We start from the raw sequence: 26,835 nt of genomic DNA on the forward strand, positions 1-26,835 counted from the left end.
TATCAAATTTGGAGAACGATGCAAACTAAAACTCTAATAGCAAAAAATACAATTGACACAGTTTAATGAACATTACCGAGCATTTTCTATTTAACACCTCAGGGGGGTACCTCTGAGGTACCCCCCCCACCTCAAACATGACTCGAGTTACCTTTGAGGTGACTGCAGTCGGTTCTGACCTGACTCGACTTAGCTTCGAGGTGACTGCAGTCGGGTTCGAACGGACTCAATTCATCAAAAAGGTGACTGCAGTCGGTAAAAGGGTCGGCGAAGTCAGCGCTGAGCAAACTCGAGTCGGCAAAAACAGAACTCGGGTTGGTTCCGGACAAACTCCAGTCGGCTTGCAGCAAACTGCAGTTGGGGATCAACTACGAGCTTCCCACCTGGGCCCATGTTCACCCGTAAGCTCAGAAGCTCCATTTTAAGCGGGCAAAGAGTAATTTACCAATTTCACCAAATTCAGTGCCTTCTTCCCCAAAAAACAATTGCCCGGTGGCCATTAGTTCCAGGTTGTTTTGAAGCGAATAGCTTGCTGTGGGGCCAATGTACCAGGAGCCATCGCTGGGATTCAGGATGCTGGAAAGATCGACGGAAAGCAGGGGCGTAAGCGGATAGGAACACTGCCCGAACAAGGAATAACGAGCCAGCGAAAGGTATTTGGCGGAAAGTTTGTTGTTGAAAAAGGGGTCTAATCCGCCTGCTTTGCCTGTGGTGCCATGGCTGTTGTATAAAATGCCGGAGTGAATATAGAGGGAGCCAGGAAAAGTATAGTCGGCCGAAATGGAGGCCACCGTTGCGGTTTCAGACCCGGAGTCTTCTTGTCGTGGCTTGAAGTGGGTGATCTCTCCGCGAAAACCGGCACCTTTAATGTCGCCAGCCCAGCCGGCCCCCAGCATGTAGTCGGTACCAACCCATCCGCCGATAAACTGAAAGTCGTAATCCCATTGTGAAAAGCGGTACAGTCCGGCCAGGGCCATGTCGTTTGCATTTTCTCCCAATTGGTAAACCAGTTCAGCCGAAGAGGTCATTCCGGTATAGTATTGAATGCGCAAGGCATCGGTTCCGGGGCGCTCTTCGTAGTCGAAATCGAAATAGGAAAAGGAGTTGAAAACGTCGTTTGGATTCCACACCAGGTTGACCCCCCAGTTGATTCGCTGGCGTCCCAGCCGGATTTGCCAGTTGCCCGAAACCCAGTCGAGGTAAGCCCGGTCGAAGAAGCTGTGCATGAACCAGCCTTTTCCTTCGAATGGCACAAAGGATAAATCCAGGTAGCCATTATCCACATCAACCACCGACTGGTAGGCGGGGTATTGCTTCACGAGGTTTCCAAACAGGATGCGGTTGCGCATTTCCACCACGGCTGTCAGTTGGGTGGACGCGTACCATTTAAAATTCAGTCGGTTGTGAAAGGTGTTGGCCACCAAAGCATCGGAGCCAATGCCCGGCAGTTCCTGGTCGGGTTTGTAATACATGAACAGCTCCTTGGCATACCCGGTCAGGCTAACCGCTTGCTGGGCCTCTGCCAGCAAAGGAACAGCCAGGAGCAGGAGCAGGTAAAAACGTTTCATCGTCCGGTTGCTGTAAAGCCATCAGTAAATTCAATGGTGCAAAAATAGTTGTAGGTCGGATGCTTATCTGCTGCCACGCCAACGGTGGTAAAACCGGCATCCAGAATGTTGGCACGGTGTCCGCGGTTAGCCACGCCGTCGTCAATTAACAGCGAAATGATCGCGTATTGCGCATTGGTGTAGCCGTACACCAGATTTTCGGCCAGTCGCGAGGTGTAAGTGCCAAAGCGTTTGACCCGAACCTGAGGCGTCCAGCCACTTTTGGTCAGGTGGCCGGTTCCGCCATAAGACTTTTGATCTTTAACCAGCAATTCAGCGGCGGAGGTTAAGCTGCGCGAAGGTTCCAGAGGCGGAACCGGAGCTGCTGTTTTCAAGGCCTGAATGGCTTCTTCCAGGGCAGCAACTCCCTCGCGGGTTTGCAAAGGCGCCTCGCCGGGGAAGGTGAGCACCTTGTTGTTGTAGGCGGTTTTCAACGGTTCGAGGTAGTCGGCCGCATAGCGGGCCGGGTTGTTGCGAACCTTGTTCAATTCCAGCACAATTGCTTTTTCGTAAGTATCCAGGTAAAAGGCTTGCTCGACGGTATTGATGCTTTCAGGCCACGAGTCATCCTGGGGCGTGTTGGCTGGTTCGTGGTTGTTTGAGGTGGAGACTAAAACTCCGAAAAGAATGAGCATGAGGTTTAAGATTGCCTGCATAATTAGCTGTTTTTACGATTGTCATTAATTATTTTTCCATCTTCAAGGGTAATAACCCGATGGGCTTTGTTGACCACGCGCTGGTCGTGCGTGCTAAAGATAAAGGTTATTTTTTCTTGCCTATTCAGCTCTTCCATGATATTGAGCAGATTTTCGGTCGATTTTGAATCGAGGTTGGCGGTGGGTTCATCGGCCAGCACAAACCGGGGTTTCGAAGCCAAGGCCCGGGCCACAGCTACCCGCTGTTGCTGTCCGCCGGAAAGCTTGGCCGGCCGGCTGTTTTCGCGTCCTTTTAGCCCGACAGCTTCCAGCAGTTGCATGGTGCGCTCCTCCCGTTCTTTTTTGGGCCTTCCTTGCAGGTGCATAACAAACTCCACATTTTCTTTGGCTGTCAGTACCGGAATCAGGTTGTAGGACTGGAAGACAAAACCAATGTTTTTCATTCTGAAATCAATGAGTTGTGACGATTTGAGCTGGGCCAGTTCGGTTTGATCAATGCGAATGGTTCCTGAACTTGGTTGGTCCAGTCCGCCAAGCATATTCAGCAGGGTGGTTTTGCCCGAGCCGGAAGGGCCAACAATGGCCGTAAATTCTCCTTCATCAATGGACAAGTCAATGCCATTGACCGCGTGTACCTCGATTTCTGAATCTTTGTAGGTTTTAAACAGGTTATTGATGCTTATAATTGTCATCGTTGGATGGTTTTAAAAGTTGGTTCTTGAATTATTCTGTTCTGATGGCTTCGGCCGGATTGTATTTCAGTGCTTTGCGGGCCGGGTACACCGAGGCAATAATTCCGGTGAGAATGACCAGCAGGATAATGACCAGCACCATTTGAGTTTCAACCACCGGGTAAATGATGGCCGAATAGCCAAAATCTTCCAGCCCCTGTGCCCAGTTCGACAGGTTGATGCCTTTTTCCTGAAGGGCAAAAGAAGCTCCCAGCCCCAGGACGATTCCAATGAGGCCACCGGTAAGCGTGAGCAGGGTGGTTTCGAGCATAAGCATCAGGAACAACCGAAGCCGGCCCATACCGATAGCCATGAGCATGCCAAGCTCTTTCACGCGTTCCATCACCACCATCAACATGGTATTAATAATGCCGAATCCCAGGGAAAGCAGGATGATGATGACAAAGATGTAGGTGTATAAATTGCCAATTTCATTGAGGTAGCCGAGCTCGGGGGTGAGCTCTTTCCAGTTCATGACTTCCAATTCAGGGTATTTGGTTCGAAGCTCTTGGGTGACGGACTCCAGGTTTTTCTGATCGTTGAGGTGAACAATGATTTCGTGCGCCACTCCTTCGGGAAGCATGCCTAAACGGGCCAGATCGTTGTACCGGACAAAGACATTGGCCTCTTCAAACATGCTGTTGGTCAAATCAAAAATACCACATACCCGGAACGCTCCGCCGGTAATGTTTCCATCGGCATCCTGAAGTGTGATAACCACTTTGGATTTTAACTTGATTTTGAGTTTCTCGGCCAGTTTTTTTCCGATGATGATTGGGTTTCGGCTGATGCTTTCAAAATAGTCCCCTTCAGTAACAAACTGGCTTAATTTAGTCACCTGCTTCTCTTTTTCAGGAATGATGCCCATAATTTTAACGCCGGTGCCGGTTTCGGCCGAAGCAATCATGGATTGAATGGTTACCCGCGGACTGACTCCATCAACTTCGGGGAGCGCTGAAAGTTGGTCAGCCAGCTGAACTCCCTGCCGGATGAATTGGTTGATCTCATAATTTTCGCGATAGGTTGGCTCATGCAGCTGGATGTGTGAGGTTTCTGTCTCCACGCCGGCTTCCAGCCGCTGGTTCATCCAGCCTTTTGTGAAGGTAGCACTAAACACGCCGGCAAACATGCCAATTGAAATGGCCGTGATGATAATGCCCGACCGAACCGGGTTTCGCCAAATATTTCGCCATGCAACAGAAGTAATCATATCGGGTGGGTTTAAGCGTGTAGTGCGTTAATTAATTTCATTCGGTTGGCCGAAAAAATGGGGTAGAGGGCAATGAGCAGCGTGATCAGGAATACGGTGAGTGCCTGGTGCCAGAACACTGAAGGGGCCAGGGAAAAGAACATATACGGTTCAAAGCCGTAGTCTTCCATCAGTTGGGCTGCTTGTCCGGTTAGAGGAATGGGGTTTTGCGCCTGGAAACTGAGTAGCGGAATGCTGACCAGTAAGCCTGACAGGGCGCCAATCATGCCGATAAAAACCGTTTCGTAGAAAAGGATGGTGGCCAGTTTATAGCGTTGCATGCCAATGGCAACCATCACGCCAAACTCCCGTCTGCGTTCAGCAATCATCATCATAATGGTGCCCAGAATGCCAAAGCCTATGACAATGTAAAGCACTGCTTTCATGATGATGCCACCTGCCCGGTCGCTTTCAATTTGTTGCACCATTTCGGGCGACATCTCCTGCCAGCTCATAATGGAATAAGGTGAGGTGAGGTCGGCCCGTAGTTTCTTCAGGCTCCGCTGAAGCAGGTCGTTGTCCTTGATGTTAACCACCAGGGAGCTTAGTCGGTTGGGTGCCGAAAAGAAATCCTGACAAACGGGAAGTGTCATGTAAACAATCATTTTATTCAGCTCTGGTGAGGCATGTTTGATGATGCCGCGAATTGGGTATTTCCCGGCGGCACTGATGCCGTGGTACCCTTGACTGATAAGTACCAGCGTGTCGTTGACGCCCAGACGGAGATAGTTTGCCAGCCCTTCGCCAATCAGCAGTCCCTGGTCTTTTTCATCCAGGTAGGTGCCTGAGCGAACATTGCTTTTTAGCGAGGTCAGGCGGTTTTCCGGTTCCGGTTCAATTCCTAAAACCAAAACGCCCTTGGTTAGTTCGCGCGAGGAAGCCAGTGCGAAGGATTCCAGCCTCGGAATAAGAAAGTCCACTTCGTTGTGGGCTAAGATTTTTTGCCGGAGGGAGTCGTTGTCTTCAAAAGTGTCGTTAATACTTTTGCTTTCCCAGTAGTTTTCGTGGTGTACCTGCATGGACCCCGAGTAATACTTTACGACCATGTCAACCATTTTTTCGTACGAACCTTCCTGCATGCTGGTCATGTAGGCCGAAAGCAGTACGCCAAAAAAGATGGAGGCCACGGTAATCAGGGTTCGCCGTTTGTTGCGCCAAAGGTTGCGCCATGCTATTTTTAGGTTAGTGGGCATAGCTTATGGATTGAAGGATTGGAGGATTGAAGGATTGATGGGTTGGTTTCATCGTTTATTGGTTTGAATTTTTTCGGGCTTTTGCCATGATCTTTAGCAGTTCAAGACTTTCGTTATGCAGGGCCTTTGTTTGCTTGTTGTTGCTCCATTTTGAAAGAATCAAAAGATCAAGCCACATTTCCGTTTCATCGGCTTCCTCTACGACAATGCACAGTTTACTGTAGAATTCATTTTTTGAACGGGCTCTGCAGGCTGCCCGGTAGTTGGCGTAAATTGAACTTCCTGATCGGATTAACTGATCTTTGATAATTTTCGTCTCTTGAGAATATGGGATTTGCGTTGTTAATTCCAGAAGATTGAGGACGAATGTTCTCAACCGCTCTTTCATCTCCATTCGATATTCTATTTGCTCTGAGGTTGCCATTCCTAGTTGTTTTTTGTTCGAACGTTCCATCTCTGCATCCTTCTGTCCATCAATCCTTCCATCCCTCAATTTCTTATTCTTTTCATATTCTGAATAGAGAAAAAAGATGCCTTCAGATCAACATCAAAATCGATCTGGTCAAAGGTCATGATGGTTTTGTGTCCTTCTTTTTCGGCCGGAATCATTTCCAGATGCGTTGGAATAATCCGGTCATCCATTTGCCTGATGTCACTTAAAATTTCGGTGTTGACCAGAAAATTATCTTCGTCGTAAAATTCGGCTTTCAACCACAGCAGCTCTTCCTGGCTGACCCACATGTAAATTTTGCCCCACACAACGGCTGCTTCTTCATGTGGAATCAGTTCTATTTTATAGCATGCATAGCCTTCAAGGTTTTCTTCGCCTATCAGCTGGTGTTCATAATCTTTCACCAGCGATGATTCCTTCACCAAATCGTCGTTGGTAAAGTCGGAACCCATCCAGGATTGCATCATCATTGATGGCGGTATTTTAATCATCCGGTCAATGCTGGGAACCCAGTTCCACATTTCGTTTTCACGTTTCAAAAAAACCTGTCCTTTTTCTTTGGCAGGCGCTGTAATCAAAATCAAAGAATAGTCGGAGCCCAACGTCCAGTTTTTCATCGAAATGGTTCGTTCCCACGCCGGGCGTTGAATGGTCATGGTAAACTCGCCAATGCTGGAGTTGCCGCGTAGTTTTTGGTCGGCTTTGCGAACGATCTCTTTGATATCGACCGATTGGGCAGTGGCTGACAGGGTCAGGATAAACAGGACGAAGTAGGTTGTTAATTTTTTCATGAAAGCATTTTTAGTGAATGGTTTCGTTGACCGGTCAGGCAAACAAGTTTTGCAATTTATCCATTCGCTTGCTTGATTCGGTTTTTGGCTATAACCATTGTGTTAAGTTAAAACAGTGTGGCTTATTTTGCAACTTAATGGCCATGAAATTGCCTGCGGTATTGGGTAATTGGTTATAAGCGGCTTAATAAACCGGCTGATTTTTTTTGCAGGATAACTCTTTCCATGAAAAATAAGGAATTTGTGCAATCGAATTCGCATTTTACTTATTTCAATTATCTTTACAGGAACTACCAAATAAAATTAATTAAACACAACGTGATGAACGATACCCGAAGAACCTTTATCAAACAGTCGGCTGTTGTTACTGCCGGAATAGCTGCATTGCCTACGATTATGAATGCCGGATGTGCTTCGCCCAATGAAAAAATTACGGTGGGGCTGATTGGCTGCCGTGGAATGGGTTTTAACAACCTGCAATCATTCCTGAAAAACAAGGAAGTGGAATGCCTGGCTCTTTGTGATGTGGATCAGCGTGTGCTGGATAAGCGGGGCGAAGATGTGGAGAAAATGACCGGCAAACGTCCGATTTTATACAACGACTTTCGGCAGCTGATTGATAACAAGGATATTGATGCTGTGATTGTGGGAACACCTGATCATTGGCATTGCTTGCCCATGGTTTATGCTTCGGAGGCGGGAAAGCATGTGTATGTTGAAAAACCCATTGGAACGACCATTGAGGAATGCAACGTGATGGTAGCCGCACAAAAACGCTATGGTAACGTGGTACAGGTAGGGCAGTGGCAACGTAGCCACCAGCACTGGAACGATGCGGTAAACTATGTACAAGGCGGAAACATTGGACGGGTGCGCTCCGTACGTTCGTGGTCCAATGTGGGCTGGAAACGCTCCATTCCGGTAGTGCCCGACTCGGAAGCTCCGGAAGGTGTTGACTACGACATGTGGTTGGGACCTGCTCCGAAACGTCCGTTCAATAAAAACCGGTTTCATGCCTCTTTCCGTTGGTACTGGGACTATGCTGGTGGGGTGATGACCGATTGGGGCGTACACCTGCTTGATTTTGCCTTGTTTGGCATGAATCAGTATGTGCCGAAATCAATTATGGCAGTGGGCGGAAAATATGCCTTCCCGGATGATGCCATGCAAACACCCGACACCATGACGACGGTATATGACTTTGGCGATTTTGGCTTGGTGTGGGACCACACCATTGGTATTTACGGTGCCAATTACGGAGGCCGCGGACATGGCGTTGCTTTTGTTGGCGAATACGGAACCTTGGTGATTGACCGTAGTGGCTGGGAAGTGATTGCAGAAACCAAAAGCACCAGTAAGAAGGAAGGTTATGATGGAGTGAAGTTGCAAAATGCCCAAGGAGATGGATTGGATTTGCATGTGAAAAACTTTTTGGATTGTATTCGCACGGGCAACAAGCCCAATTGTGATATTGAAACCGGGGCACACATTGCCCGCTTTGCTCACCTGGGGAATATCTCTTATCGCCTGGGACGCAAAGTAAACTGGAACCCCGATGCACAGCAGTTTATTAATGACGATGAAGCGAATGAACTGGTTAAAGCCCATTACCGTTCGCCCTGGACACTGCCCAAAGTATAACAATAATATTCAAATACAAAGCCCGGAGATTTCAAATTCCGGGCTTTTTTATGAGCTTAAACCAAGCTTCCTGGTTTGGCTTTCGAAGCCGGTTAAATGTTGATGATTTCTTGCATGTTCAATAAATCGGTATCAATGCTGTTTTTCAGCCTAACTGCTTTGCTAAAGGGAACATGCGTAATCCGGTTGTTCCTTAGCCCGATCATAATGCTTTGCTGATCGTCAAGCAGGGCCTCAATGGCTGCAATTCCAATTCGGGTGGCAACAATCCGGTCTTTAGCTGTCGGACTTCCGCCGCGCTGCATGTGCCCCAAAATGGAGACGCGGATTTCCAGATCCGGATTTTCCTGTTGGGCTTTTTCCGCCAGTTTGATTGCGCCGCCCATTTTGTCGCCTTCAGCAATAACAACAATGCCGCTTGTTTTTTTACGCTTGTAGCCCTTGCTGATGTAGCGTTCAAATACCTCTTTGTCTTTGGTTGACTCCGGAATCAGAATGACTTCAGCGCCAATGGCAATCCCGCTGTTCAGAGCCAGCAGACCTGCTTCCCGCCCCATCACTTCAATAAAGAAAATGCGACCATGCGAGGCAGCGGTATCCTTAATTTTATCGACTGCCTGAACAACCGTGTTAAGGGCCGTATCGTAGCCAATGGTGTACTCCGTGCCATAGATGTCGTTGTCAATCGTTCCCGGAATCCCAACAATGGGGATGTTGAATTCCTTGGAGAAAATAAGAGCTCCGGTAAACGAACCATCGCCACCAATAACGACCAAGGCGTCGATTTCGGCTTTTTGCAAATTTTGATAAGCTTTTTCGCGTCCCTCTTTTGTCCGAAACTCTGCGCATCGGGCCGTTTTTAAAATCGTTCCTCCTTGCTGAAGAATACCGCTGACATCGCGCGAACTAAGCGGTCGAAAATCGGCGTCAACCATTCCTTTATAACCATGGTTAATTCCAACCACTTCTAATTTATTGTAAATGGCAGCTCGTGTTACGGCGCGTATGGCCGCATTCATCCCGGGAGCATCACCTCCGGATGTTATAATGCCGATTTTTTTAAGCTCCCGTGATTGCCTGATGTTGGTTTTTTCTGATTTTGTCATGGAATACTTCGATTTATATTGACCTTGCAAATTAGCCATTCACGGGGCGATTAGCAATTATTTCGAGGAAATTATAACGGGTACCCTGCCTTGGGGCGTTTTCGAAATCCAGATTGCAAAAGATTCAGATTTCGGACACTTAAGCCCAAGGTGTGTCAGTTTCAGAGCGAGGATTCGGTTGCTTGAAATTAATAGCCTTTCACCAGTTCGGCTACTTCTTCCATCAGCCACTGCGGGGTAGAGGTTGCTCCGCAAATGCCCGCCGACTTTTTCCCTTCAAACCAGCCCGAATCGAGTTCATCTGGCGATGAAACAAAATGGCTGTTGGGATTTACTTTCAGACAGACTTCGAACAGGAATTTAGCGTTCGAGCTTTTTTTGCCGCCTACAAAAATCAGGATGTCATGCTGAGCCGCAAACTCCTTCATGCGGGGCACGCGGTTGGCTACCTGCCGGCAGATGGTGTCTTTTACCACAAGCTCTCCGGTTGATTGGGCTTCAATCTTTTGAGCAAGCTCGTAAAATTCATCCACCGGTTTTGTTGTTTGTGCAAATAAATAAGCTGGTTTGTTGCCATCGATTTTTGCTAAATCGTCTTCCTGTTCAACAATGATGGACTGGTTGTTGGTTTGCCCGTTAAGACCAATGACTTCGGCATGTCCCTTTTTTCCAAAGATGATAACTTGCCCGTCTTTTTGTTCCATTTCCTGAAAGGCATCTTTTACCCGCTGCTGAAGTTTAAGTACCACGGGGCAAGTGGCATCAATCAACTCAATGTTGTTGGCTTTGGCGTAAGCGTAGGTTTCAGGGGGTTCGCCATGTGCACGAAGCAAGACCTGGCAGTTTTTCAAGGTGAAGTATTTCTCGCGATCAATCGTTATTAGTCCAATGGATTCCAGTCTTTTGATCTCCATGCCATTGTGCACAATATCGCCCAGACAAAAGAGCACACCTCCCTTGTTAAGGGTTTCTTCTGCTTTTTTGATGGCATTGACCACGCCAAAGCAAAAGCCTGATTTATGATCGATCTCTACTTTCACGGTAAAATTCTCTGTTGTCGCTTGGTCATTCAGCTAGCAGTTTTCAATACGCTCTTTGGCTCTTTCCACCGCCCATTTCAGTTGTTCTTCACGGTTGAGGTAACTGTTGTCCAAAATCAAGGCATCGTCAGCGCGCATTAGCGGGCTTTCCTTCCGGCCTGAATCAATCCGGTCACGGTCTTCCACATTTTTCAGAATTTCGTCCAGCTGCACCTGCTGCCCTTTGGCAGTTAGTTCATCGTATCGTCGTTGTGCCCGGACTTCGGGGCTGGCAGTCATGAAAATTTTCAATTCAGCCTGAGGGAAAACCACTGTGCCGATGTCCCGCCCATCCATAACAATGCCTTTGTTTTTGCCCAGTTCCTGTTGTTGCTTGACCATGGCCTGACGCACTTCTTTGATGGTGGCAACCGGGCTTACATGGTTTGCAACCGGAAGCTGTCGAATTTCTTCTTCTACATTCTCCCCATTCAGGTAGGTCTCGTTTTGCCGGCTGGCTTCGTTCCAGTGAAACTCAATTTTAATTTCCTCCAAACGGTCAATCAGGCCCTGCTCATCCACAGTCCCGTTTTTGGCCAGTTGGTTGCGTAATGCAAACAAAGTTACTGCGCGGTACATGGCACCGCTGTCCAGGTAAAGGTAGCCCAACTGTTTGGCCAGTTGTTTGGCCACCGTGCTTTTGCCACATGATGAGTGTCCGTCAATGGCAATCACAATTTTTTTGCTGTCAGTCTGATTCATTGTCGCAAATATATTGTTTTCTATGGAAGTTCCGGAAAATTGAAGGAAACAAATCACTAAACCAATACGGTTTGTTTGTGGGAGGAGGAAGTAGAAAAAATCAGATTAGCCGGTTTTTAGTGAAAGTTTTCACTCAAATTAATGGCCACGGAAATGTGGTTGCTGCTGGCTGCCAGGTGGTAGCGGGCAGACCCGTAATTGAAGTGAAACCGGTTGATTTTAAATCCGAAGCCCCATGAAAAACCAACAGTCGAGGCTTTGTCGTTAAAGATGAGCTCTTGCCGGCGTTGGTAATTGTAGCCTGCTCTTAAAGTCAGGTTTTCTGTTGGGAGTAATTCAATACCCAATAACAGGTGCCGCATAAACTGTTTCCCAAAGCTGTCTTCTTGAATGGTACTTTCAAAACTGTTATCGTTCTCTTTAGGTTGTGCCAGTTCCCATTTTTGAAGGTGCTGCAGGGTAGCCGACAGACGTAAGGGGGCATGCTCAAGACGCTTGGAAAAGCCCAGTTGAATATCGAATGGAATGGACTCGCGCTCGGCTCCATCGTAATATGTGGTGACCTGACTACCGATATTTCGAAAGACAATGGCAACATTGCTTAGCCGGTTGGGACTGGCATAACTTACGCCCAAATCGATGGCAACTCCGAAAGACTGGTAAGCCTCGAAAGAAGATAAAATGGGTTTTAGTGTGGCTCCAACCCGCAGCCGGTTAAAGGATTTTGACCAGAGAATATTCAGCGCATATTCCGCAGCTTTAAATGTTCCACCTCGCTCTCCAAATTCATCGGCATACACAAATTTGCCGTAATTGATGTAATGCATGCCCAAAGCAAATACGCCTGCTTGTCCGTAGTTTTTCGCATACGAGGCGTAGCCAGATTGAATATCGTCAAAGTAATTGATGTAGTTGAGCAATAGTTTATTGTCCATTTCAGCATGGAGCAGCGAAGGATTGTTGTAGGCAACATTCAGGTCGGTGGAGTCGTTGATGGCAATTTGGTTACCTCCAAGTGCTGCCATGCGGGCCGAGTTGGGAAGGTTGAGAAACTCATAGGTATTTTCGCCCCCAATTTGGGCACGAACTTGCAGTGTGGCAAAAATAAGAGCAAGAAAAATGAGTTGTTTGGTTTTCATCCCTCTGGGCTGGTTTGTGCTTCAGATGCCAAAGATATTTTTTTATTTTGATAAGGAGATGATTTGGCGCGATTTTCCCGACAGCTTAGGAGCTTTTGGGTGCTGATCAGGGAAGGCTAGGGTGCCCGTTTTTTCGGAGATTGCTTTTGTCAGCAGAAGGAGCGAGGGGTATAAAAAAACAGAGGCTGCCTTTTTAGGACAGCCTCTGTGAGCATATTTTGTCTTTTTTTATTTTGCCTCTTTATAAGTCAGGCGGTCAACGGTAGAGATTTCCATGAATGTGGAACCACCACCAATTCCAAAGCTTCCTCCAACATAGATCACCATGTCGTCTTTGGTTAAGCGACCCATTTTTTCGAGGGTTTTCAATGAGGAGCGAACAACTTTAAATTTGTCTTTTTTAGGCTCAATTAAAATTGGACGAACACCATAGGACAAGGCCAGTTTACGGAAAATCTTCATTTCGTAACAGCTGGCATATACTGGGTTTTTACCACGGAAAGCCGCCAGGTAACGAGCTGTTTTGCCTGTTAGTGTGTTGGTAACAATTGCTTTGGTGTTTAGCTCTTCTGATGCAAGAATAGCTGCTTCTGACAAATAAGCCACCACCTCGTTGTTCACAGCTGGCAGTGTAATGTCGTTCCGCTTGTCTTTGCTTCCTTCAACCTGATTTGCAATTTTTTTCATGGTAGCAACGGCTTCAACCGGGTATTGGCCGTAAGCTGTTTCTCCACTAAGCATTACTGCATCCGTTCTGGAATAGATCGCGTTGGCAACATCGCTTACTTCAGCACGCGTTGGGCGCGGATTCTCAATCATGCTGTGCAGCATTTGGGTAGCAATGATTACTGGTTTTTTACGCTGAACGGCTTTCTTGATTAAGAGGCGTTGGATGCCTGGAATTTTCTCTGCAGCAATTTCAATACCCAAGTCACCACGGGCAACCATAATACCGTAGGCGTGATCCAGGATTTCGTTGATGTTGTTTACGCCATCCAGGTTCTCAATTTTGGCGATGATTTCAATCGGACTGTTGTATTTGTCCAGTTCCTCCTGAACTTTCAGCACATCCTCTTTATTACGAACAAAGGAGTGAGCAATGAAGTCTAGTTCATGCTTGGCTGCAAATTCAATAAATTTTCGGTCTTTTTCGGTGACTGAAGGCAGGTTGACGCTAAAGCCCGGTGTGTTTACACTTTTCTTACTCTTAATCTGCCCCGGGTTTTCAACCCGACATAAGACGTAATCATCGTGTTTTTCCTGAACGGATAGTTCTAATTCTCCGTCATCAATCAAGATAGTTCCATCTGCCGGAATTTCAGTATGGAAGGCATTATAAGACACTGTAAGAACAGTTCGTCCTTTTTCACTTTTGCGTTCTATTCCTGAGACTTCAACCAGTTCGCCTTCAGCAACATCAATTGGGTCTTCGAGTGCACTTGTTCTGATTTCGGGTCCTTTGGTATCGATCAGAATGGCAATCTTGTCAGAAACTGAACGGATGTTGTTGACCATCATTAAAGCTGTCTCCTCAGTGATGTGGGCAGTGTTCAGCCTGGCAACATTCATCCCCGCTTGATATAAGGCTTTTACGAATTCTGGCTCGCACCTTCGATCTGATATTGAAGCGACAATTTTGGTGTGTTTCATCTCTGTTATTTAAAAATTAAGGGCTGCAAAATTAGGCTTTTTTCTTTCAGAGCGAAGAAAAGTGCATCACCATAGCGTTAAATGATTCAAAAATTAACGTTAGAGTAGACTTTCGATACCCAATCGGTAAGAATCAAGCCCAAATCCCATAATACTTCCTACACAAACGGGACCGATCAACGATTCGTGGCGGAAGTTTTCGCGCGTGAGTATGTTCGAAATGTGTACCTCAATTACGGGAGTTTTCACGCCAGCGATGGCATCGCGAATGGCAACAGATGTATGTGTATAAGCTCCCGCATTTATGATGATTCCATCATAGTCAAAACCCACCTCATGGATTTTATCAATCAGTTCGCCTTCAATGTTCGACTGGTAGTAGCTTAAGTCTAGTTGTGGGTATTTAGTTTGAAGGGTTTTAAAGTAGTCATCAAAGGACAAATCACCATAAATATTCTTTTCTCGTTTGCCTAATAGGTTTAAATTGGGTCCATTGATTAACAATATTTTCATTTTTATTGTATTTTAATTTAAAATTTTAGTAACTTTAACAAGCCGAAGGACGTATTGATAATTATGTATTCTTGGGGAAGAAACTATGTACTAATTAATACGTTTGAAAGCAACAGAACCAAAATTACAAAAATTGATTAGAGAACAAATTTAAATGCTTTTAATTATGAAATGGGAAGATAGTAAAAAAGGTTTTGAAAATTTCTTGAGATTGGAAAAATCATTGTCACAAAACTCCATTGCCGCTTATGTCAATGACATTAATAAGCTGATGGTTTTTTTGGAAGAAAATTTTAAGAAACTAGCGCCGGAAAAGGTCAAGTTAAATCATTTAAGAAGTTTTGTGGAGCACTTAAATGACCGGGGCGTTTCTCCTCGTACGCAGGCGCGTACCATCTCTGGTATTAAGTCGTTTTTTAAGTATCTGTTAATCGAAGGCAAAATCCAGGGAGATCCGACCACGCTTTTGGAATCACCCAAAATCGGGCGTAAACTTCCGGATGTATTAACGATGGAAGAAATTGACACGATTATTGATGCCGTTGATTTAGAAAAGCCCGAAGGACAGCGTAATAAAGCAATGCTGGAAACGCTGTACAGCTGTGGTTTACGGGTGTCTGAACTGGTTAACCTGAAAGTAACAAACTTGTTTTTTGAACAAGGCTTTGTTAAAGTAGAAGGAAAAGCAGAAAAAGAACGTTTGGTACCGGTAAGTGAAAAAGCGGTAGTTGAAATTAACAAGTACCTGAATGGTTACCGGAAGACCTTAAAAATTAGTCCGGAGAGTGAAAATGTTTTATTCTTAAACCGGAGAGGTAAAAAATTGAGTCGAGTAATGATCTTTACCATTATTAAAAACCTGGCTCAAAAAGTTGGGATGGATAAAAAGATCAGTCCACACACCTTCCGTCATTCTTTTGCCACTCATTTAATTTCCGGAGGAGCGGACTTAAGAGCCGTTCAGGAAATGCTAGGGCACGAATCCATTTTGACCACGGAAATTTACACACATTTAGATCGTGATTATTTAAAATCAACGATTAGCCAATTCCATCCAAGATCTTAAGAAATTACCTGGTTCTGTTAATGATTTCTTAACATTTTAAGTTTGTGAATTTTTGGGTTTTATAATCTTCAAAGACAGCCTGTTGGTAAACAGGCTGTCTTTTTTCTGTTAATTAAATATGAACTTCTTCCAAATTAAAAATATAGGCCCGACTGCATCGGAAAAAAAAATTATTTTTGTCTTCCGAGAAAAAAAATAGGTTTTGTTGGAACTATTAATTTTTAATTGTTGAATATGAAAAATTTAGATTTATCAAAGTACGGCATTGTTGATGTAAAAGAAATCGTACATAACCCATCTTACGAGCAGTTATTTGAAGAAGAAATGAATCCGGCCTTGGAAGGATTCGAGAAAGGTCAGTTAACAGAGCTTGACGCTGTTAATGTAATGACTGGTGAATTCACAGGACGTTCTCCTAAGGACAAATACATTGTGAAAGACGATGTAACTAAAGATACAATGTGGTGGACATCTCCAGAGTCTCCTAACGATAACAAACCAATTACTCCTGAAGTATGGGCTGACCTGAAAAAAACAACTACTGATCAGCTTTCTGGAAAGAGATTGTTTGTTGTTGATACATTCTGTGGAGCAAACGAAGATTCACGCTTGAAAGTTCGTTTCATCATGGAAGTAGCATGGCAGGCACACTTCGTAACTAACATGTTCTTGCGCCCAACAGCAGAAGAATTGGCCAACTACGGAGAGCCTGATTTTGTTGTAATGAACGGTTCAAAAACTACCAACAAAAAATGGAAAGAGCATGGCTTGAATTCAGAAGTTTACACTGTATTCAACATGACTGAAAGAATGCAGGTTATTGGTGGATCTTGGTACGGTGGTGAGATGAAAAAAGGTATGTTCGCGATGATGAACTACTACTTGCCATTGCGCGGTATGGCTTCAATGCACTGTTCTGCCAACGTAGGTAAAGAAGGTGATGTTGCTATCTTCTTCGGTCTTTCAGGTACTGGTAAAACTACACTTTCAACTGACTCAAGCCGTCAATTGATCGGTGATGATGAGCACGGTTGGGATGATCAAGGTATCTTCAACTTCGAAGGTGGATGTTACGCAAAAACAATCAACCTGGATAAAGATGCTGAGCCAGAAATTTTTGGTGCTATCAAACGTAACGCTCTTTTAGAAAACGTAACTGTTGATGCTGATGGTAAAATTGATTTCACTGACGGTTCTGTAACTCAGAACACTCGTGTATCTTACCCAATCAACCACATCGAGAATATTGCAGTTCCTTCAAAAGCAGGTCACGCTAAAAAAGTTATCTTCCTTTCAGCTGACGCTTTCGGAGTATTGCCTCCGGTTTCAAAACTGACTCCTGAGCAAACTAAATACCACTTCCTGTCAGGATTTACTGCAAAATTAGCTGGTACTGAGCGTGGTGTAACTGCTCCTCAGCCAACTTTCTCTGCATGTTTCGGTGCTGCTTTCTTGACACTTCACCCAACACAATACGGTGCTGAGCTGGTTAAGAAAATGGAAGAGCACGGAGCTGAGGCTTACTTGGTGAACACTGGATGGAATGGTTCAGGAAAACGTATCTCTATTAAAGATACTCGCGGTATCATCAACGCGATTCTGGATGGTTCAATCGAAAAAGCAGAAACAAAAGTTGTTCCTGTGTTCAACTTGGAAGTTCCTACTGCATTGCCAGGTGTTGATTCTAACATTCTTGACCCACGCGATACTTACGCTGATGTTAAAGAATGGGAAGACAAAGCAAAAGACTTGGGTGGCCGTTTTATCAAAAACTTCGAAAAATATACTGATAACGAAGAAGGTAAAGCATTGGTTGCTGCTGGTCCTCAATTGTAATCTTACGAAAACTAAGATATGGAAGCCCTGCTTATGCAGGGCTTTTTTTTGCTCAAAAAGTTGGTTGATACAGGCTATGTGTTTAGAATCTCCTCCAAACAGGAGTCCAGCGTGGGGTATTGGTAGTTGAAGTTTTGTGCTTTGAGCCGGCTGGGTAAAACAACCGGATTGTTCAGAATGAGGGTTGATGCTTTGCCAAACAAAAGTTTTAGAAGGAAAGCAGGCACCTTGAAAACTGCCGGTCGCTTGAGTTTTTTAGCCAGGGCTTGTGTAAACGATTTGTTGCTTATTTGTTCGGGAGCAACCAGGTTGTAAATCCCAAAATAGCTTTCGTTAGAAGTAGCTTCAACAAAAGCTTTCGTCAAATCCTGAATGTGAATAAATGGTAAGGCTTGTTGTCCATTGGCTATCTGACCGCCAAGCCCGAGCTTGAAAACAGGCAATAACCGGCTCATAAATTGCGATTGTTTGCCGAGCACAATGCCAATTCGAAAAATGACTACTCGTGTGGTGTCGGGAAGACCAACCAGGGCATCTTCCCAGTCGTCGATCACACGGGCAGCAAAATGGTTGGCAAATTTGGAGCTGGTTTCATCATGGTTCATGTTGTTGCGGTAGATGCCAACAGCTGAGGCGGACAAAAATGTTTTGGGTTGCTGGCTGTCTGGAAGCAGTTGGATGGCTTCACAAAGATGTTTGGTTGTAAGTACCCGACTGTTGTATATAATGGTTTTATTTTTCGATGTCCAGCGTTTTAGAATGGGAGCTCCGGCAAGATTAATGACCACATCATGCCCTGCCAAATGATTGGCAAGTTGCTTCGGATCGCCATACAGGAGATGCCGTTTCAAGGGTTTGATTGTTGCGCCCTGACGCTGCAGTTCGCCCATTATGTTCTGACCGAGGTAACCGTTGGCCCCTGTAACTACTACTTTCATCTAGGTATAAATCTTAATATTCATTCTAAAGACAAATTTGCTGACTGAAAAGTTCTTAAATGTAAGTACCGATTCCGGCATCTGTTTCCGTTTTATTTATCTAATTTTGTTTTTTAATTCAGATTAAAATGACTTCAAAGAGCTCTAAAAAGATACAAACAACTAAACGAAAGCCAGCCCCAAAACGCAATAAAAACACAAAGAAGCGGAAAAAACGCAGTTTATGGCTGATCCTGTTTCAGCTGTTTCTTGTTGGTGTAATCTTGTTTTCGATCTTCTTCATGATTGTTTACCTGGGTTTCACCGGCCATGTGCCCAGCTCAACGCAACTGAATGAGATTAAGAATCCGCAGGCCTCTGAAGTTTTCTCCGAAGATGGCAAGTTGCTGGGGCGCTACTATATCGAAAACCGGAGCAATGTTCGTTTTGATGAGATTTCTCCGAATGTGATCAATGCCTTGGTGGCCACCGAGGATGCCCGCTTTTATGAGCACCGGGGAATTGATGAGATTGCACTGATGCGGGTCTTTTTTAAGACGATTTTGTTGCAGGACCGAAGTGCCGGGGGAGGAAGTACGCTTAGCCAGCAGATTGCCAAAAACTTGTTTCCCCGAAACGACTTATGGGTATTCAGCATGCCGGTTAATAAATTGCGTGAGGCCATTATTGCTTATCGGCTCGAGCGGATTTATTCCAAAGAAGAAATTCTGACGCTGTATTTGAATACCGTTCCTTTTGGTGAAAATATTTTTGGAATAGAAGTGGCTGCTGAGCGCTTTTTTAGCAAGAGTCCGCGCGACTTAACCGTTGATGAGTCTGCTGTGCTTGTCGGAATGCTAAAGGCCAATTATACCTTCAATCCACGGATTAATCCGGATAAATCAAAAGAACGCCGTAATGTGGTAATCAGCCAGATGGTAAGCAACGGCTTCCTGACAGAAGCGGAAGGCGATGTTTTCAGCGCGAAACCTCTGGGAGTTAAGTACCGTCGAATTTCTTACAACGAAGGACCGGCTCCTTACTTTTTGGAAATGCTGAAACCAGAATTGTTGGAGTGGTGTGCCAATCATACCAAAGAGAACGGAGAGCCTTATAACTTATACACCGATGGTTTGCGGGTTTCGACAACCATTAACTATGATTTTCAGTATTATGCCCGGCAGTCGGTGCTGGAGTACATGAAGAATCTTCAGCAGGTTTTTGACGATCATTGGAAAAATGCAGATCCCTGGCGTGGAAATGCCAGCATTTTACAACGTGCCGTTAAGCGATCGGAACGCTACAAAGCCATGCATGCCAATGGCAAATCTGAGAATGAAATAGATGCTGCTTTCAACCAAAAAATAAAGACCACTCTTTTTACCTGGAACGGGTTAAAGCAGGTTGAAACCACTCCAATGGACTCAGTCAAGCATTACCTGCGGTTTCTGAATTCGGGCTTTTTAGCCATGGAACCTTCAAGCGGAGCCTTGAAAGCCTGGGTGGGTGGTATTGATTTTCGCTTTTTCAAATACGACCACGTGCTGGCTGCCCGGCAGGTGGGATCAACCTTTAAGCCGTTTGTGTATTTAGCTGCTCTGGAAAACGGCCTCAGTCCTTTTGATTACTATCCGAATGAGAAGAAAGTGTATGAAGAATATCAGGACTGGTCGCCAAGCAACTCGCATGGCCAATACAAAGGCTTTTATTCCATGGAGGGCGCCTTGGCCCAATCGGTCAATACCGTTGCGGTGGATGTTCTGATGAAGACAGGAATTGACGAGACCATTGAGACCTGTCGGGAGCTGGGGCTGGAAGCTGATTTGCCTGAATTTCCCTCGCTGGCCTTGGGGGTAGCCTCCATCAGCCTGAAAGAGATGCTTCACGCGTATGCCACCATGTTGAATGGCGGAATTCGTGTCGAGCCCAATTACCTGGTGGCTATTTCGGATAATCAGGGGAAAACGCTGGAGACATTTATGCGCCAGCCAGCCCAGCCCACCAAACTGAATCCAGTAAATTGTCGAATTATCAGTCATATGATGGAGTCGGTGGTGGACCAGGGAAGTGGACGGTCGATCCGCACGGTGTATAAAGTTCCGGGCGAATTTGCCGGAAAAACCGGGACGACGCAAAACCACTCTGATGGCTGGTTTGTTGGGCTGACTCCTAAGCTCGTTACCGGGTGTTGGGTGGGGGCGGCAGACCCTGGCGTTCACTTCCGAACCATCCGCTACGGACAAGGGGCTTACATGGCATTGCCCATAGTCGGGAAGTTTTACCATAAATTGTACCGGGACTCGCGCTACCGGCAAATGCAATATGCTTCTTTCCCTCGTTTGGATAACCAGCTGCTGGCTGATTTGCATATTCCGGCTTACCGAGAAATGCTGGAACTGGACAAAGAGGATAATTTTATCGAACGGTTATTTGCCGGAAAATCGAAAGAAGAAAAGTTGAAAGAAGTACAAGAACCTTCCAAGAAGAAAGAGAAGAAAAAGGTTTGGGAGACGATTAAGAGTATTTTCAAAAAGAAAAAATAGATTCAATCTGGAAATCGATACCCTTTTATTACTTTTGCGCTGAAATGGAAAATAAGCTGCCGATAGTTGTTCGTTTTCACCGCTGGCGTTTAAAACATTTGAGCGAACGTCGATTTGTGGTGATCTTGAGTGGAGTGATTGGCATACTTGCCGGGCTTGCTGCCACACTCATCAAAAATGCTGTTTGGTTAACCGAGCGATTGGTTCATGCCCTTACTGATGGAAAAGATGTGGAGCACTACAGCTATTTCATCCTTCCCAGTATTGGTATTCTCATTGCTGTCTTGTTTATCAATTACATTATTAAGAGTCCGGTTCGACACGGAATTCCCAATGTTTTGCATAGCCTTTCCAGGCGACGCGGAGAATTAAGCCGACATAATCTTTTTTCATCCATCGTTTCCTCGGCTTTTACCGTTGGTTTTGGGGGCTCGGTGGGGCTGGAAGGACCAACAGTAGCTACCGGAGCAGCCTATGGCTCCTGGTTGGCTAAACTCATGCGGCTTAGTTATAAAAACACCATTCTGATGCTTGCCTGCGCGGCGGCAGGAGCGATGGCTGCTATTTTCAAAGCACCCATTGCAGCCATTGTTTTTGCGGTTGAAGTGATTATGATTGACTTAACGGTCTTTTCACTGATTCCCTTGTTGCTGGCTTCTTCAGCGGCTGTGTTGACCTCTTATTTTTTTATGGGGCAGGATGTTTTGTACCCGTTCACGGTAGAAACCAGCTTCGAAATGAATGATCTTCCTTACTACATCTTACTTGGAATATTTGCCGGCTTGGTTTCAGCCTATTTTTCCAAAATGTACTTGTATATTGAAAATATATTTGAAGGATTTCAGAAGAAACGAACACGTCTGGCGGTAGGTGGTATTGGACTGGGGATTTTGATTTTCTTTTTTCCATCGCTCTATGGCGAAGGCTACGAGGATATTAACATGGGGCTGCGAGGTGACATGTCTTTCCTTTATGACAATACCATTTTCCACAGCCTCAGAGACGAGTATTGGAGTGTGTTCGTTTTGCTGGCTGCCGTTATTCTGCTGAAAATTGTCGCCACCGCTTTGACCTTTGGAGCTGGAGGTATTGGAGGAATTTTTGCTCCCACGCTTTTTATGGGGGTGAATACCGGAATGCTGTTTGCCCATTTTATCAATATGACCGGATTGAAACAGTTAAGTGTAAATAACTTTGCATTAATCGGGATGGCCGGTTTACTTGCCGGCGTACTTCACGCGCCTTTAACCGGTATATTCTTAATTGCCGATATTTCCGGCGGCTACAAATTGTTTGTTCCGTTGATGATTGTGGCAACTTTTGCCTACCTTACGGTAAAGGCTTTTACGTCCAACTCGGTTTATCATATCCAGCTGGCGAAACGCAAGGAACTAATGACCCACGATAAAGACCTGAACATTATCCGAATGATGGAGGTGAAGAAACTGGTGGAAACCGACTTCCAGATCCTGCATCCGGATGCTACATTGCGAGACCTGACGCAAGCCATTTCAAAAGCTCATCGTAACCTTTTCCCCATTGTTGACGAAAATGGATATTTGAAGGGGATGGTGAAAATGGATGACGTAAGACATCTAATCTTCAGACAAGAACTGTATGATAAAGTTCATGTGAGCCACTTGATGTACCAACCCGAACACTTTATTTCAACCCTTGATTCGATGGAGCAAGTGATCGACAAATTTGAATCAAGCGGGCGGTACAACCTGGCTGTAATCGACAATGGAAAATACATCGGCTTTATTTCCAGAGCTCGTGTTTTTTCTATTTACCGGAAGAAAATGGCAGACTTTTCACACGATTAAGAAAATAGTATAAGACATGTTGGGTATTGATCATTCGAAAATGAACACATTGGCTAAACAGCTGATGGGTACAAAAAAACTGTATTGGATCAGTTTTGTGATTGGAGTAGTGAGTGGGGTAGCAGCCTTGATTCTGAAGAATCTGATTCACTTTATCGGGAACAACCTGGTGGGGCATTTTGTCATTACCAGCGAAAATTATTGGTACCTGGCGTTTCCGCTTATCGGTATCGTCATCACCGTATTAATTATTCGGTTTTTTATTAAAGACGATTTGGGGCATGGGGTATCCAAAATTTTAGCGGCCATTTCCTTGAATAAAGGAAAAATTAAGCCGCATAATTCCTTTTCGTCCATGATTACCAGTAGTTTTACCATTGGTTTTGGTGGATCGGTTGGAGCTGAGGCTCCGGTGGTTTTAACCGGAGCTTCGATTGGGTCAAACCTGGGGCGGTTTTTTAAGCTCGACCAGGCTGATATCATGCTGATGATTGGCTGTGGGGCAACCGGCGCCATAGCCGGTATTTTCAAAGCACCCATTGCCGGCATTGTTTTCACGCTTGAAGTGCTGATGCTGGAGTTGACGATGGCTTCGCTGGTTCCACTGCTGATTTCCGGAATTACGGCTGCCGTGATTGCCTTTTTCTTTATGGGCGATGCGGTATTATTTCGCTTCAATGTTATTCATTCGTTCGAAGCAAAGCATATTCTCTACTACATTGTACTTGGGATTGCAGCCGGTTTCTTTTCGGTGTACTTTACCCGGGCAACCATGTGGGTTGAACGTAAGATGAAGGGCATTGGGAAGCAATCAACCCGCTTGATTTATGGCGGGATTATCCTCGGGGTTCTCATTTTTGTTTTTCCTCCGCTATGGGGTGAAGGCTATAATTCGATCAATAAGGTTTTTAACGACATGGGCTTGAACTTGCTGGATAACTCCATGTTTTATGACTTCCGAACCAATCCCTGGTTTTTTGTCGTTTTCCTGGTAGCGCTTCTGTTTTTCAAAGTAATTGCCATGTCGGTAACCACGGCTACCGGAGGTATTGGAGGTATTTTTGCGCCAACCTTGTTTGTTGGTTCCATCGGTGGCTATCTCTTTGCCTACCTGTTAAACCTGGTGTTTGGGGTGAATTTGCCTTTGGATAATTTTGCTTTGGCTGGCATGGGAGCCATGATGGCCGGTGTAATGCATGCCCCCTTGTTGGGAATCTTTTTAACAGCCGAAATTACGGGAGGCTATGAGCTTTTGTTTCCCTTGATCATCTCTGCCCTAGCAGCCTACATAACCATTATGCGTTTTGAACCTCACTCCATTTACACCAAGCGACTGGCGATGGATGGTAAATTGGTGACTCACCATAAGGACAAGGCCGCACTTCACTTTATGGAAGTAGAGGAGCTGATTGAAACCGACTTGGAAATGGTTGATCCGGATGCGACGCTGGGGGATTTGGTGAAGGCTATTTCACGCTCGAAACGTGATTTGTTCCCGGTTGTTGATGCCGATGGCATGCTGAAAGGAATGGTGAAAATGAATGATATCCGGGATATTGTGTTTAACCAGGACTTGTACGACGAAGTGCTGGTTAAAGATTTGATGTACATGCCTGAGTTTTTTATTTCACCGAAAGATTCGATGCATAAAGTGGCGGAAAAATTTGAAACCAGCGGACGTTATAACCTCGCTGTAATTGATAAAGGAAAATACATCGGGTTTATTTCACGAGCCACCGTCTTTTCGATTTACCGCGATACGGTTCGTACTTTCTCGCAGGAATAAACTTCCTGCTCACCTATTCCGAAAGATGCAAGAGTGCTGCTTTCGGAATAGTTAAGTCTGAATAATGGTTTGGGAAAACGGAGAATTTGAATTCAAAAAAATGGAGTAACTTTGAGTAAGAGGTATTTTACAGTTTCCTTGCTCATGGGCTCAATAAAATTAAATAGATTAATTACCCTCTTGAAAGAAGACTTGAAATTTTTACTTAGCATTGCCTTAGGCATTTATTTATTTCTTCTTTTCTTTCAACCTATTCCGTTTGATCAGTTTGATTTCAACAACCGGCTTTTATTTGCCGCTGGTTTTGTGGGTATTATCTTCTTTTTCCAGGTGTTGATTCGGGGGCTACTCCGCAGCTTCCTGCCCCTGTCTCGTTTTAGTAAGGATGAATTACTGATGTTTTCCTATAGCGGCATTTTCTTAATTACGACTTTGAGCTCTTTGGCAATTGCTTTTTACCTGCGCTATGTGGGGTCTGTAACCATAACTTTTCACCTGGTGTTTAAGGTTATATTTATTTGCCTTGTCTTGCCAGTACTTTCTACGATTTACGATGCCTTTTCAAGTCTGAAAAAGCGGCTTGAACAGGAGATTCAGGAGAAGGAGAATATGCAAAAAGAGATCAGGCACTATCAGGAAGGCTACCAAAATCAATCGATTGAACTGATTTCGGTACACCAGGCTGATCACCTGAATGTATTGGTTGTAGACTTGCTTCTTCTGCGTTCGGCTGACAATTATGTCGAGATCATTTACCGGGAAGGCTCCAAACTGAAAAAAAAGTTAATCAGAAACACTTTAAAAGCAATCGAGCAGCAGATTAATTCATTTTCCGGTTTTGTGCGTTGTCACAGAACCAGCATTGTTAATGTGTTTCATATTGAAAAGCTGAACCATGAGGGAAATAGCTATTGGCTCAAAATGAAAAATATGGATGAGCCTGTACCCGTTTCCCGCCAGTATTTACTGAAAATAAAAGAAGTTATTTCGGTTATGGGGTGAATGGTATTCACCTTCCCTTTTTTTTACTCGCCCCAAAATATTTTGAAATTCGTGCTTTCAATAGCCGTTAATCCCTTTTTTGTTTCGGAGCAGTTTATTGGAGGTATCTTTGTAAAGTCTTTCAGAGCGTCACTCCACACTTGAAAGACATTCTGTCTGATAAGCAGGGCTGTATTCGATCAGTAGATCTGATCATCGTCTTGTCGCTACTATTTGCAGACAGGCTTTTTATTAAAGAATGATTACCATGAAAACACCAGCAATTCAATTCCCCAATACCAGTCAGCAAGAGTTTGTTCTTGAACTTCGAAAACGCATTTTCGATTATTTTGAAGAGAATAATATTTCGAAATATGGCAATAGCACCATGTTTCTGAAAACCGCCTTCATGTTTAGCTTGTACTTGGTTCCCTATTTCCTAATGATCTTTTCGGTTGTTACAAACCCACTGATTCTGTTTTTCCTATGGGTTACTATGGGCTTTGGAATGGCGGGTATTGGCCTGTCGGTTATGCATGATGCCAATCATAATTCGTATTCAAAAAATCAGACGGTGAATAAAGTGTTGTCTTATTCTCTGAATCTTTTGGGGGGATTTTCGCCTACCTGGAAATACCAGCACAATACGCTGCACCATCATTATACAAACATTGAAGGGCATGATGAGGATATTGATGCGGGGAAGGCATTGCGCCTTTCTCCTAATAAACCACGGTATAAATTCCATCGGTTTCAGCATTTTTATGCTTGGTTTCTTTATAGCTTGATGACTTTGATGTGGACCACCAGCAAGGATTTTAAGCAGTTATACCGTTATTCGAAAGAAGGGGTGCTATTGGGCCGTAAAAGCACGTATAGAAAGTTGCTGATGGAATTAATAGTGTCCAAAGTATTTTATTACAGCTACATTTTGCTAATTCCGATCTTGGTCCTACCCGTTGCGTGGTGGATGGTCCTTCTGTTTTATTTGAGTATGCACTTGATTTGTGGATTTATATTAACTGTTATTTTTCAAACAGCGCATGTGATGCCCGGTGCTCAATACCCGGTTCCGGACGAAAGTGGAACTGTTGAGAATAACTGGGCCATTCATCAATTGCTGACAACCACAGATTATGCGCCTGGAAATAGGTTGTTCTCCTGGTTTGTTGGAGGATTAAATTTTCAGGTTGAACACCATTTGTTTCCGGCGATTTGTCATGTCCATTATCAGAAAATTGCGTCTTTGGTCAAGGAAACGGCCCGGAAATACAATTTGCCTTACCGGGTGCAGTCAAGCTTTTTTCAAGCTATTGGGAGCCATTTTAAAATGCTTCGGATGTTGGGGCGCTAAGCTAAGTTCTTCTTCGCT

At 44.8% G+C, this 26,835-nt stretch carries 22 protein-coding genes; 8 read left to right on the forward strand and 14 right to left on the reverse strand.

Going from position 1 to position 26,835, the window contains the following annotated elements; translation table 11 throughout:
* Positions 1–407: 407 nt before the first annotated feature.
* The 7 genes from ACRD6K_RS19515 to ACRD6K_RS19545 form a co-directional block, all read right to left on the reverse strand.
* Positions 408–1,568 carry a hypothetical protein gene (locus tag ACRD6K_RS19515; RefSeq protein ID WP_299577178.1) on the reverse strand — a complete coding sequence of 387 codons (1,161 nt, stop codon included), beginning with the start codon at positions 1,566–1,568 and terminating at the stop codon, positions 408–410.
* A complete protein-coding gene (locus ACRD6K_RS19520; protein WP_430974606.1) occupies positions 1,565–2,263 on the reverse strand; it encodes a CAP domain-containing protein in 699 nt (232 codons plus the stop codon). Before ACRD6K_RS19520 ends, ACRD6K_RS19515 begins: the two co-directional genes overlap by 4 nt.
* 2 nt (positions 2,264–2,265) lie before the next feature.
* A complete protein-coding gene (locus tag ACRD6K_RS19525; RefSeq protein WP_299577182.1) occupies positions 2,266–2,955 on the reverse strand; it encodes an ABC transporter ATP-binding protein in 690 nt (229 codons plus the stop codon).
* Between the two features lie 31 nt (positions 2,956–2,986).
* Positions 2,987–4,204, reverse strand: coding sequence for an ABC transporter permease (locus ACRD6K_RS19530; RefSeq protein ID WP_430974607.1), 1,218 nt, complete (start codon positions 4,202–4,204; stop codon positions 2,987–2,989).
* Positions 4,205–4,215: 11 nt separating this feature from the next.
* Entirely contained in the window at positions 4,216–5,436 is a 1,221-nt protein-coding gene (locus ACRD6K_RS19535) for an ABC transporter permease (protein ID WP_430974608.1), read from the reverse strand.
* Positions 5,437–5,491: 55 nt separating this feature from the next.
* Positions 5,492–5,860, reverse strand: coding sequence for a four helix bundle protein (locus ACRD6K_RS19540; RefSeq protein WP_430974609.1), 369 nt, complete (start codon positions 5,858–5,860; stop codon positions 5,492–5,494).
* Positions 5,861–5,925: 65 nt separating this feature from the next.
* Positions 5,926–6,678 carry an outer membrane lipoprotein-sorting protein gene (locus ACRD6K_RS19545; protein ID WP_430974610.1) on the reverse strand — a complete coding sequence of 251 codons (753 nt, stop codon included), beginning with the start codon at positions 6,676–6,678 and terminating at the stop codon, positions 5,926–5,928.
* 321 nt (positions 6,679–6,999) lie between these two features.
* Between ACRD6K_RS19545 and ACRD6K_RS19550 the strand changes: the two genes are divergently transcribed.
* On the forward strand, positions 7,000–8,319 hold the full coding sequence (locus ACRD6K_RS19550) for a Gfo/Idh/MocA family protein (protein ID WP_430974611.1): 1,320 nt from the start codon (positions 7,000–7,002) through the stop codon (positions 8,317–8,319).
* Positions 8,320–8,411: 92 nt separating this feature from the next.
* Here the strand turns inward: ACRD6K_RS19550 and pfkA are convergent, their stop codons facing one another.
* The 6 genes from pfkA to aroQ all read right to left on the reverse strand — a co-directional run bounded on the left by pfkA (position 8,412) and on the right by aroQ (position 14,508).
* Positions 8,412–9,425 carry a 6-phosphofructokinase gene (gene pfkA / locus ACRD6K_RS19555; RefSeq protein ID WP_299577192.1) on the reverse strand — a complete coding sequence of 338 codons (1,014 nt, stop codon included), beginning with the start codon at positions 9,423–9,425 and terminating at the stop codon, positions 8,412–8,414.
* A gap of 188 nt (positions 9,426–9,613) precedes the next feature.
* Complete coding sequence (locus ACRD6K_RS19560; RefSeq protein ID WP_430974612.1) at positions 9,614–10,465, reverse strand: 4-hydroxy-3-methylbut-2-enyl diphosphate reductase; 852 nt, start codon at positions 10,463–10,465, stop codon at positions 9,614–9,616.
* A gap of 33 nt (positions 10,466–10,498) precedes the next feature.
* Positions 10,499–11,206, reverse strand: a complete 708-nt coding sequence (gene cmk, locus ACRD6K_RS19565; RefSeq protein WP_430974613.1) for a (d)CMP kinase — start codon at positions 11,204–11,206, stop codon at positions 10,499–10,501.
* 116 nt (positions 11,207–11,322) lie between these two features.
* Positions 11,323–12,345 carry a type IX secretion system protein PorQ gene (gene porQ, locus ACRD6K_RS19570; RefSeq protein WP_430974614.1) on the reverse strand — a complete coding sequence of 341 codons (1,023 nt, stop codon included), beginning with the start codon at positions 12,343–12,345 and terminating at the stop codon, positions 11,323–11,325.
* A gap of 228 nt (positions 12,346–12,573) precedes the next feature.
* Entirely contained in the window at positions 12,574–13,995 is a 1,422-nt protein-coding gene (gene pyk, locus ACRD6K_RS19575) for a pyruvate kinase (RefSeq protein WP_299577200.1), read from the reverse strand.
* A gap of 99 nt (positions 13,996–14,094) precedes the next feature.
* Positions 14,095–14,508 carry a type II 3-dehydroquinate dehydratase gene (gene aroQ, locus ACRD6K_RS19580; protein WP_430974615.1) on the reverse strand — a complete coding sequence of 138 codons (414 nt, stop codon included), beginning with the start codon at positions 14,506–14,508 and terminating at the stop codon, positions 14,095–14,097.
* Between the two features lie 166 nt (positions 14,509–14,674).
* On the opposite strand from aroQ, the gene xerD reads away from it, so the two are divergent.
* Positions 14,675–15,574 (forward strand): site-specific tyrosine recombinase XerD, encoded by a 900-nt coding sequence (gene xerD, locus ACRD6K_RS19585; protein WP_299577204.1) that lies wholly within the window; start codon positions 14,675–14,677, stop codon positions 15,572–15,574.
* A 234-nt stretch (positions 15,575–15,808) separates the two neighbouring features.
* Positions 15,809–17,410, forward strand: coding sequence for a phosphoenolpyruvate carboxykinase (ATP) (gene pckA / locus ACRD6K_RS19590; RefSeq protein ID WP_430974616.1), 1,602 nt, complete (start codon positions 15,809–15,811; stop codon positions 17,408–17,410).
* 74 nt (positions 17,411–17,484) lie between these two features.
* Here the strand turns inward: pckA and ACRD6K_RS19595 are convergent, their stop codons facing one another.
* Positions 17,485–18,348: a TIGR01777 family oxidoreductase gene (locus ACRD6K_RS19595; protein ID WP_430974617.1), complete on the reverse strand. Its 864-nt coding sequence runs from the start codon at positions 18,346–18,348 to the stop codon at positions 17,485–17,487.
* A gap of 128 nt (positions 18,349–18,476) precedes the next feature.
* Between ACRD6K_RS19595 and ACRD6K_RS19600 the strand changes: the two genes are divergently transcribed.
* From ACRD6K_RS19600 to ACRD6K_RS19620, 5 genes are all read left to right on the forward strand, one after another.
* Positions 18,477–20,870 carry a penicillin-binding protein 1A gene (locus ACRD6K_RS19600; RefSeq protein ID WP_430974618.1) on the forward strand — a complete coding sequence of 798 codons (2,394 nt, stop codon included), beginning with the start codon at positions 18,477–18,479 and terminating at the stop codon, positions 20,868–20,870.
* Between the two features lie 44 nt (positions 20,871–20,914).
* On the forward strand, positions 20,915–22,696 hold the full coding sequence (locus tag ACRD6K_RS19605; RefSeq protein ID WP_430974619.1) for a chloride channel protein: 1,782 nt from the start codon (positions 20,915–20,917) through the stop codon (positions 22,694–22,696).
* 40 nt (positions 22,697–22,736) lie between these two features.
* Positions 22,737–24,482, forward strand: coding sequence for a chloride channel protein (locus ACRD6K_RS19610; protein ID WP_430974620.1), 1,746 nt, complete (start codon positions 22,737–22,739; stop codon positions 24,480–24,482).
* A 111-nt stretch (positions 24,483–24,593) separates the two neighbouring features.
* Entirely contained in the window at positions 24,594–25,484 is an 891-nt protein-coding gene (locus tag ACRD6K_RS19615) for a LytTR family DNA-binding domain-containing protein (RefSeq protein WP_430974621.1), read from the forward strand.
* 247 nt (positions 25,485–25,731) lie between these two features.
* Positions 25,732–26,817, forward strand: coding sequence for a fatty acid desaturase family protein (locus ACRD6K_RS19620; RefSeq protein WP_430974622.1), 1,086 nt, complete (start codon positions 25,732–25,734; stop codon positions 26,815–26,817).
* Positions 26,818–26,835: the final 18 nt, after the last annotated feature.

The organism is Sunxiuqinia rutila (genome assembly GCF_050589705.1).
Taxonomy (GTDB): Bacteria; Bacteroidota; Bacteroidia; order Bacteroidales; family Prolixibacteraceae; genus Sunxiuqinia; species Sunxiuqinia rutila.

Coding starts and splice junctions, on each gene's coding strand:
- ACRD6K_RS19605 (WP_430974619.1), top strand. CDS start 20,915: ATGGAAAATAAGCTGCCGATAGTTGTTCGTTTTCACCGCTGGCGTTTA.
- pckA (WP_430974616.1), top strand. CDS start 15,809: ATGAAAAATTTAGATTTATCAAAGTACGGCATTGTTGATGTAAAAGAA.
- porQ (WP_430974614.1), bottom strand. CDS start 12,345: ATGAAAACCAAACAACTCATTTTTCTTGCTCTTATTTTTGCCACACTG.
- ACRD6K_RS19610 (WP_430974620.1), top strand. CDS start 22,737: ATGAACACATTGGCTAAACAGCTGATGGGTACAAAAAAACTGTATTGG.
- ACRD6K_RS19515 (WP_299577178.1), bottom strand. CDS start 1,568: ATGAAACGTTTTTACCTGCTCCTGCTCCTGGCTGTTCCTTTGCTGGCA.
- ACRD6K_RS19535 (WP_430974608.1), bottom strand. CDS start 5,436: ATGCCCACTAACCTAAAAATAGCATGGCGCAACCTTTGGCGCAACAAA.
- xerD (WP_299577204.1), top strand. CDS start 14,675: ATGAAATGGGAAGATAGTAAAAAAGGTTTTGAAAATTTCTTGAGATTG.
- pfkA (WP_299577192.1), bottom strand. CDS start 9,425: ATGACAAAATCAGAAAAAACCAACATCAGGCAATCACGGGAGCTTAAA.
- ACRD6K_RS19540 (WP_430974609.1), bottom strand. CDS start 5,860: ATGGCAACCTCAGAGCAAATAGAATATCGAATGGAGATGAAAGAGCGG.
- ACRD6K_RS19545 (WP_430974610.1), bottom strand. CDS start 6,678: ATGAAAAAATTAACAACCTACTTCGTCCTGTTTATCCTGACCCTGTCA.
- ACRD6K_RS19550 (WP_430974611.1), top strand. CDS start 7,000: ATGAACGATACCCGAAGAACCTTTATCAAACAGTCGGCTGTTGTTACT.
- pyk (WP_299577200.1), bottom strand. CDS start 13,995: ATGAAACACACCAAAATTGTCGCTTCAATATCAGATCGAAGGTGCGAG.
- aroQ (WP_430974615.1), bottom strand. CDS start 14,508: ATGAAAATATTGTTAATCAATGGACCCAATTTAAACCTATTAGGCAAA.
- ACRD6K_RS19530 (WP_430974607.1), bottom strand. CDS start 4,204: ATGATTACTTCTGTTGCATGGCGAAATATTTGGCGAAACCCGGTTCGG.
- ACRD6K_RS19620 (WP_430974622.1), top strand. CDS start 25,732: ATGAAAACACCAGCAATTCAATTCCCCAATACCAGTCAGCAAGAGTTT.
- ACRD6K_RS19595 (WP_430974617.1), bottom strand. CDS start 18,348: ATGAAAGTAGTAGTTACAGGGGCCAACGGTTACCTCGGTCAGAACATA.
- cmk (WP_430974613.1), bottom strand. CDS start 11,206: ATGAATCAGACTGACAGCAAAAAAATTGTGATTGCCATTGACGGACAC.
- ACRD6K_RS19525 (WP_299577182.1), bottom strand. CDS start 2,955: ATGACAATTATAAGCATCAATAACCTGTTTAAAACCTACAAAGATTCA.
- ACRD6K_RS19520 (WP_430974606.1), bottom strand. CDS start 2,263: ATGCAGGCAATCTTAAACCTCATGCTCATTCTTTTCGGAGTTTTAGTC.
- ACRD6K_RS19600 (WP_430974618.1), top strand. CDS start 18,477: ATGACTTCAAAGAGCTCTAAAAAGATACAAACAACTAAACGAAAGCCA.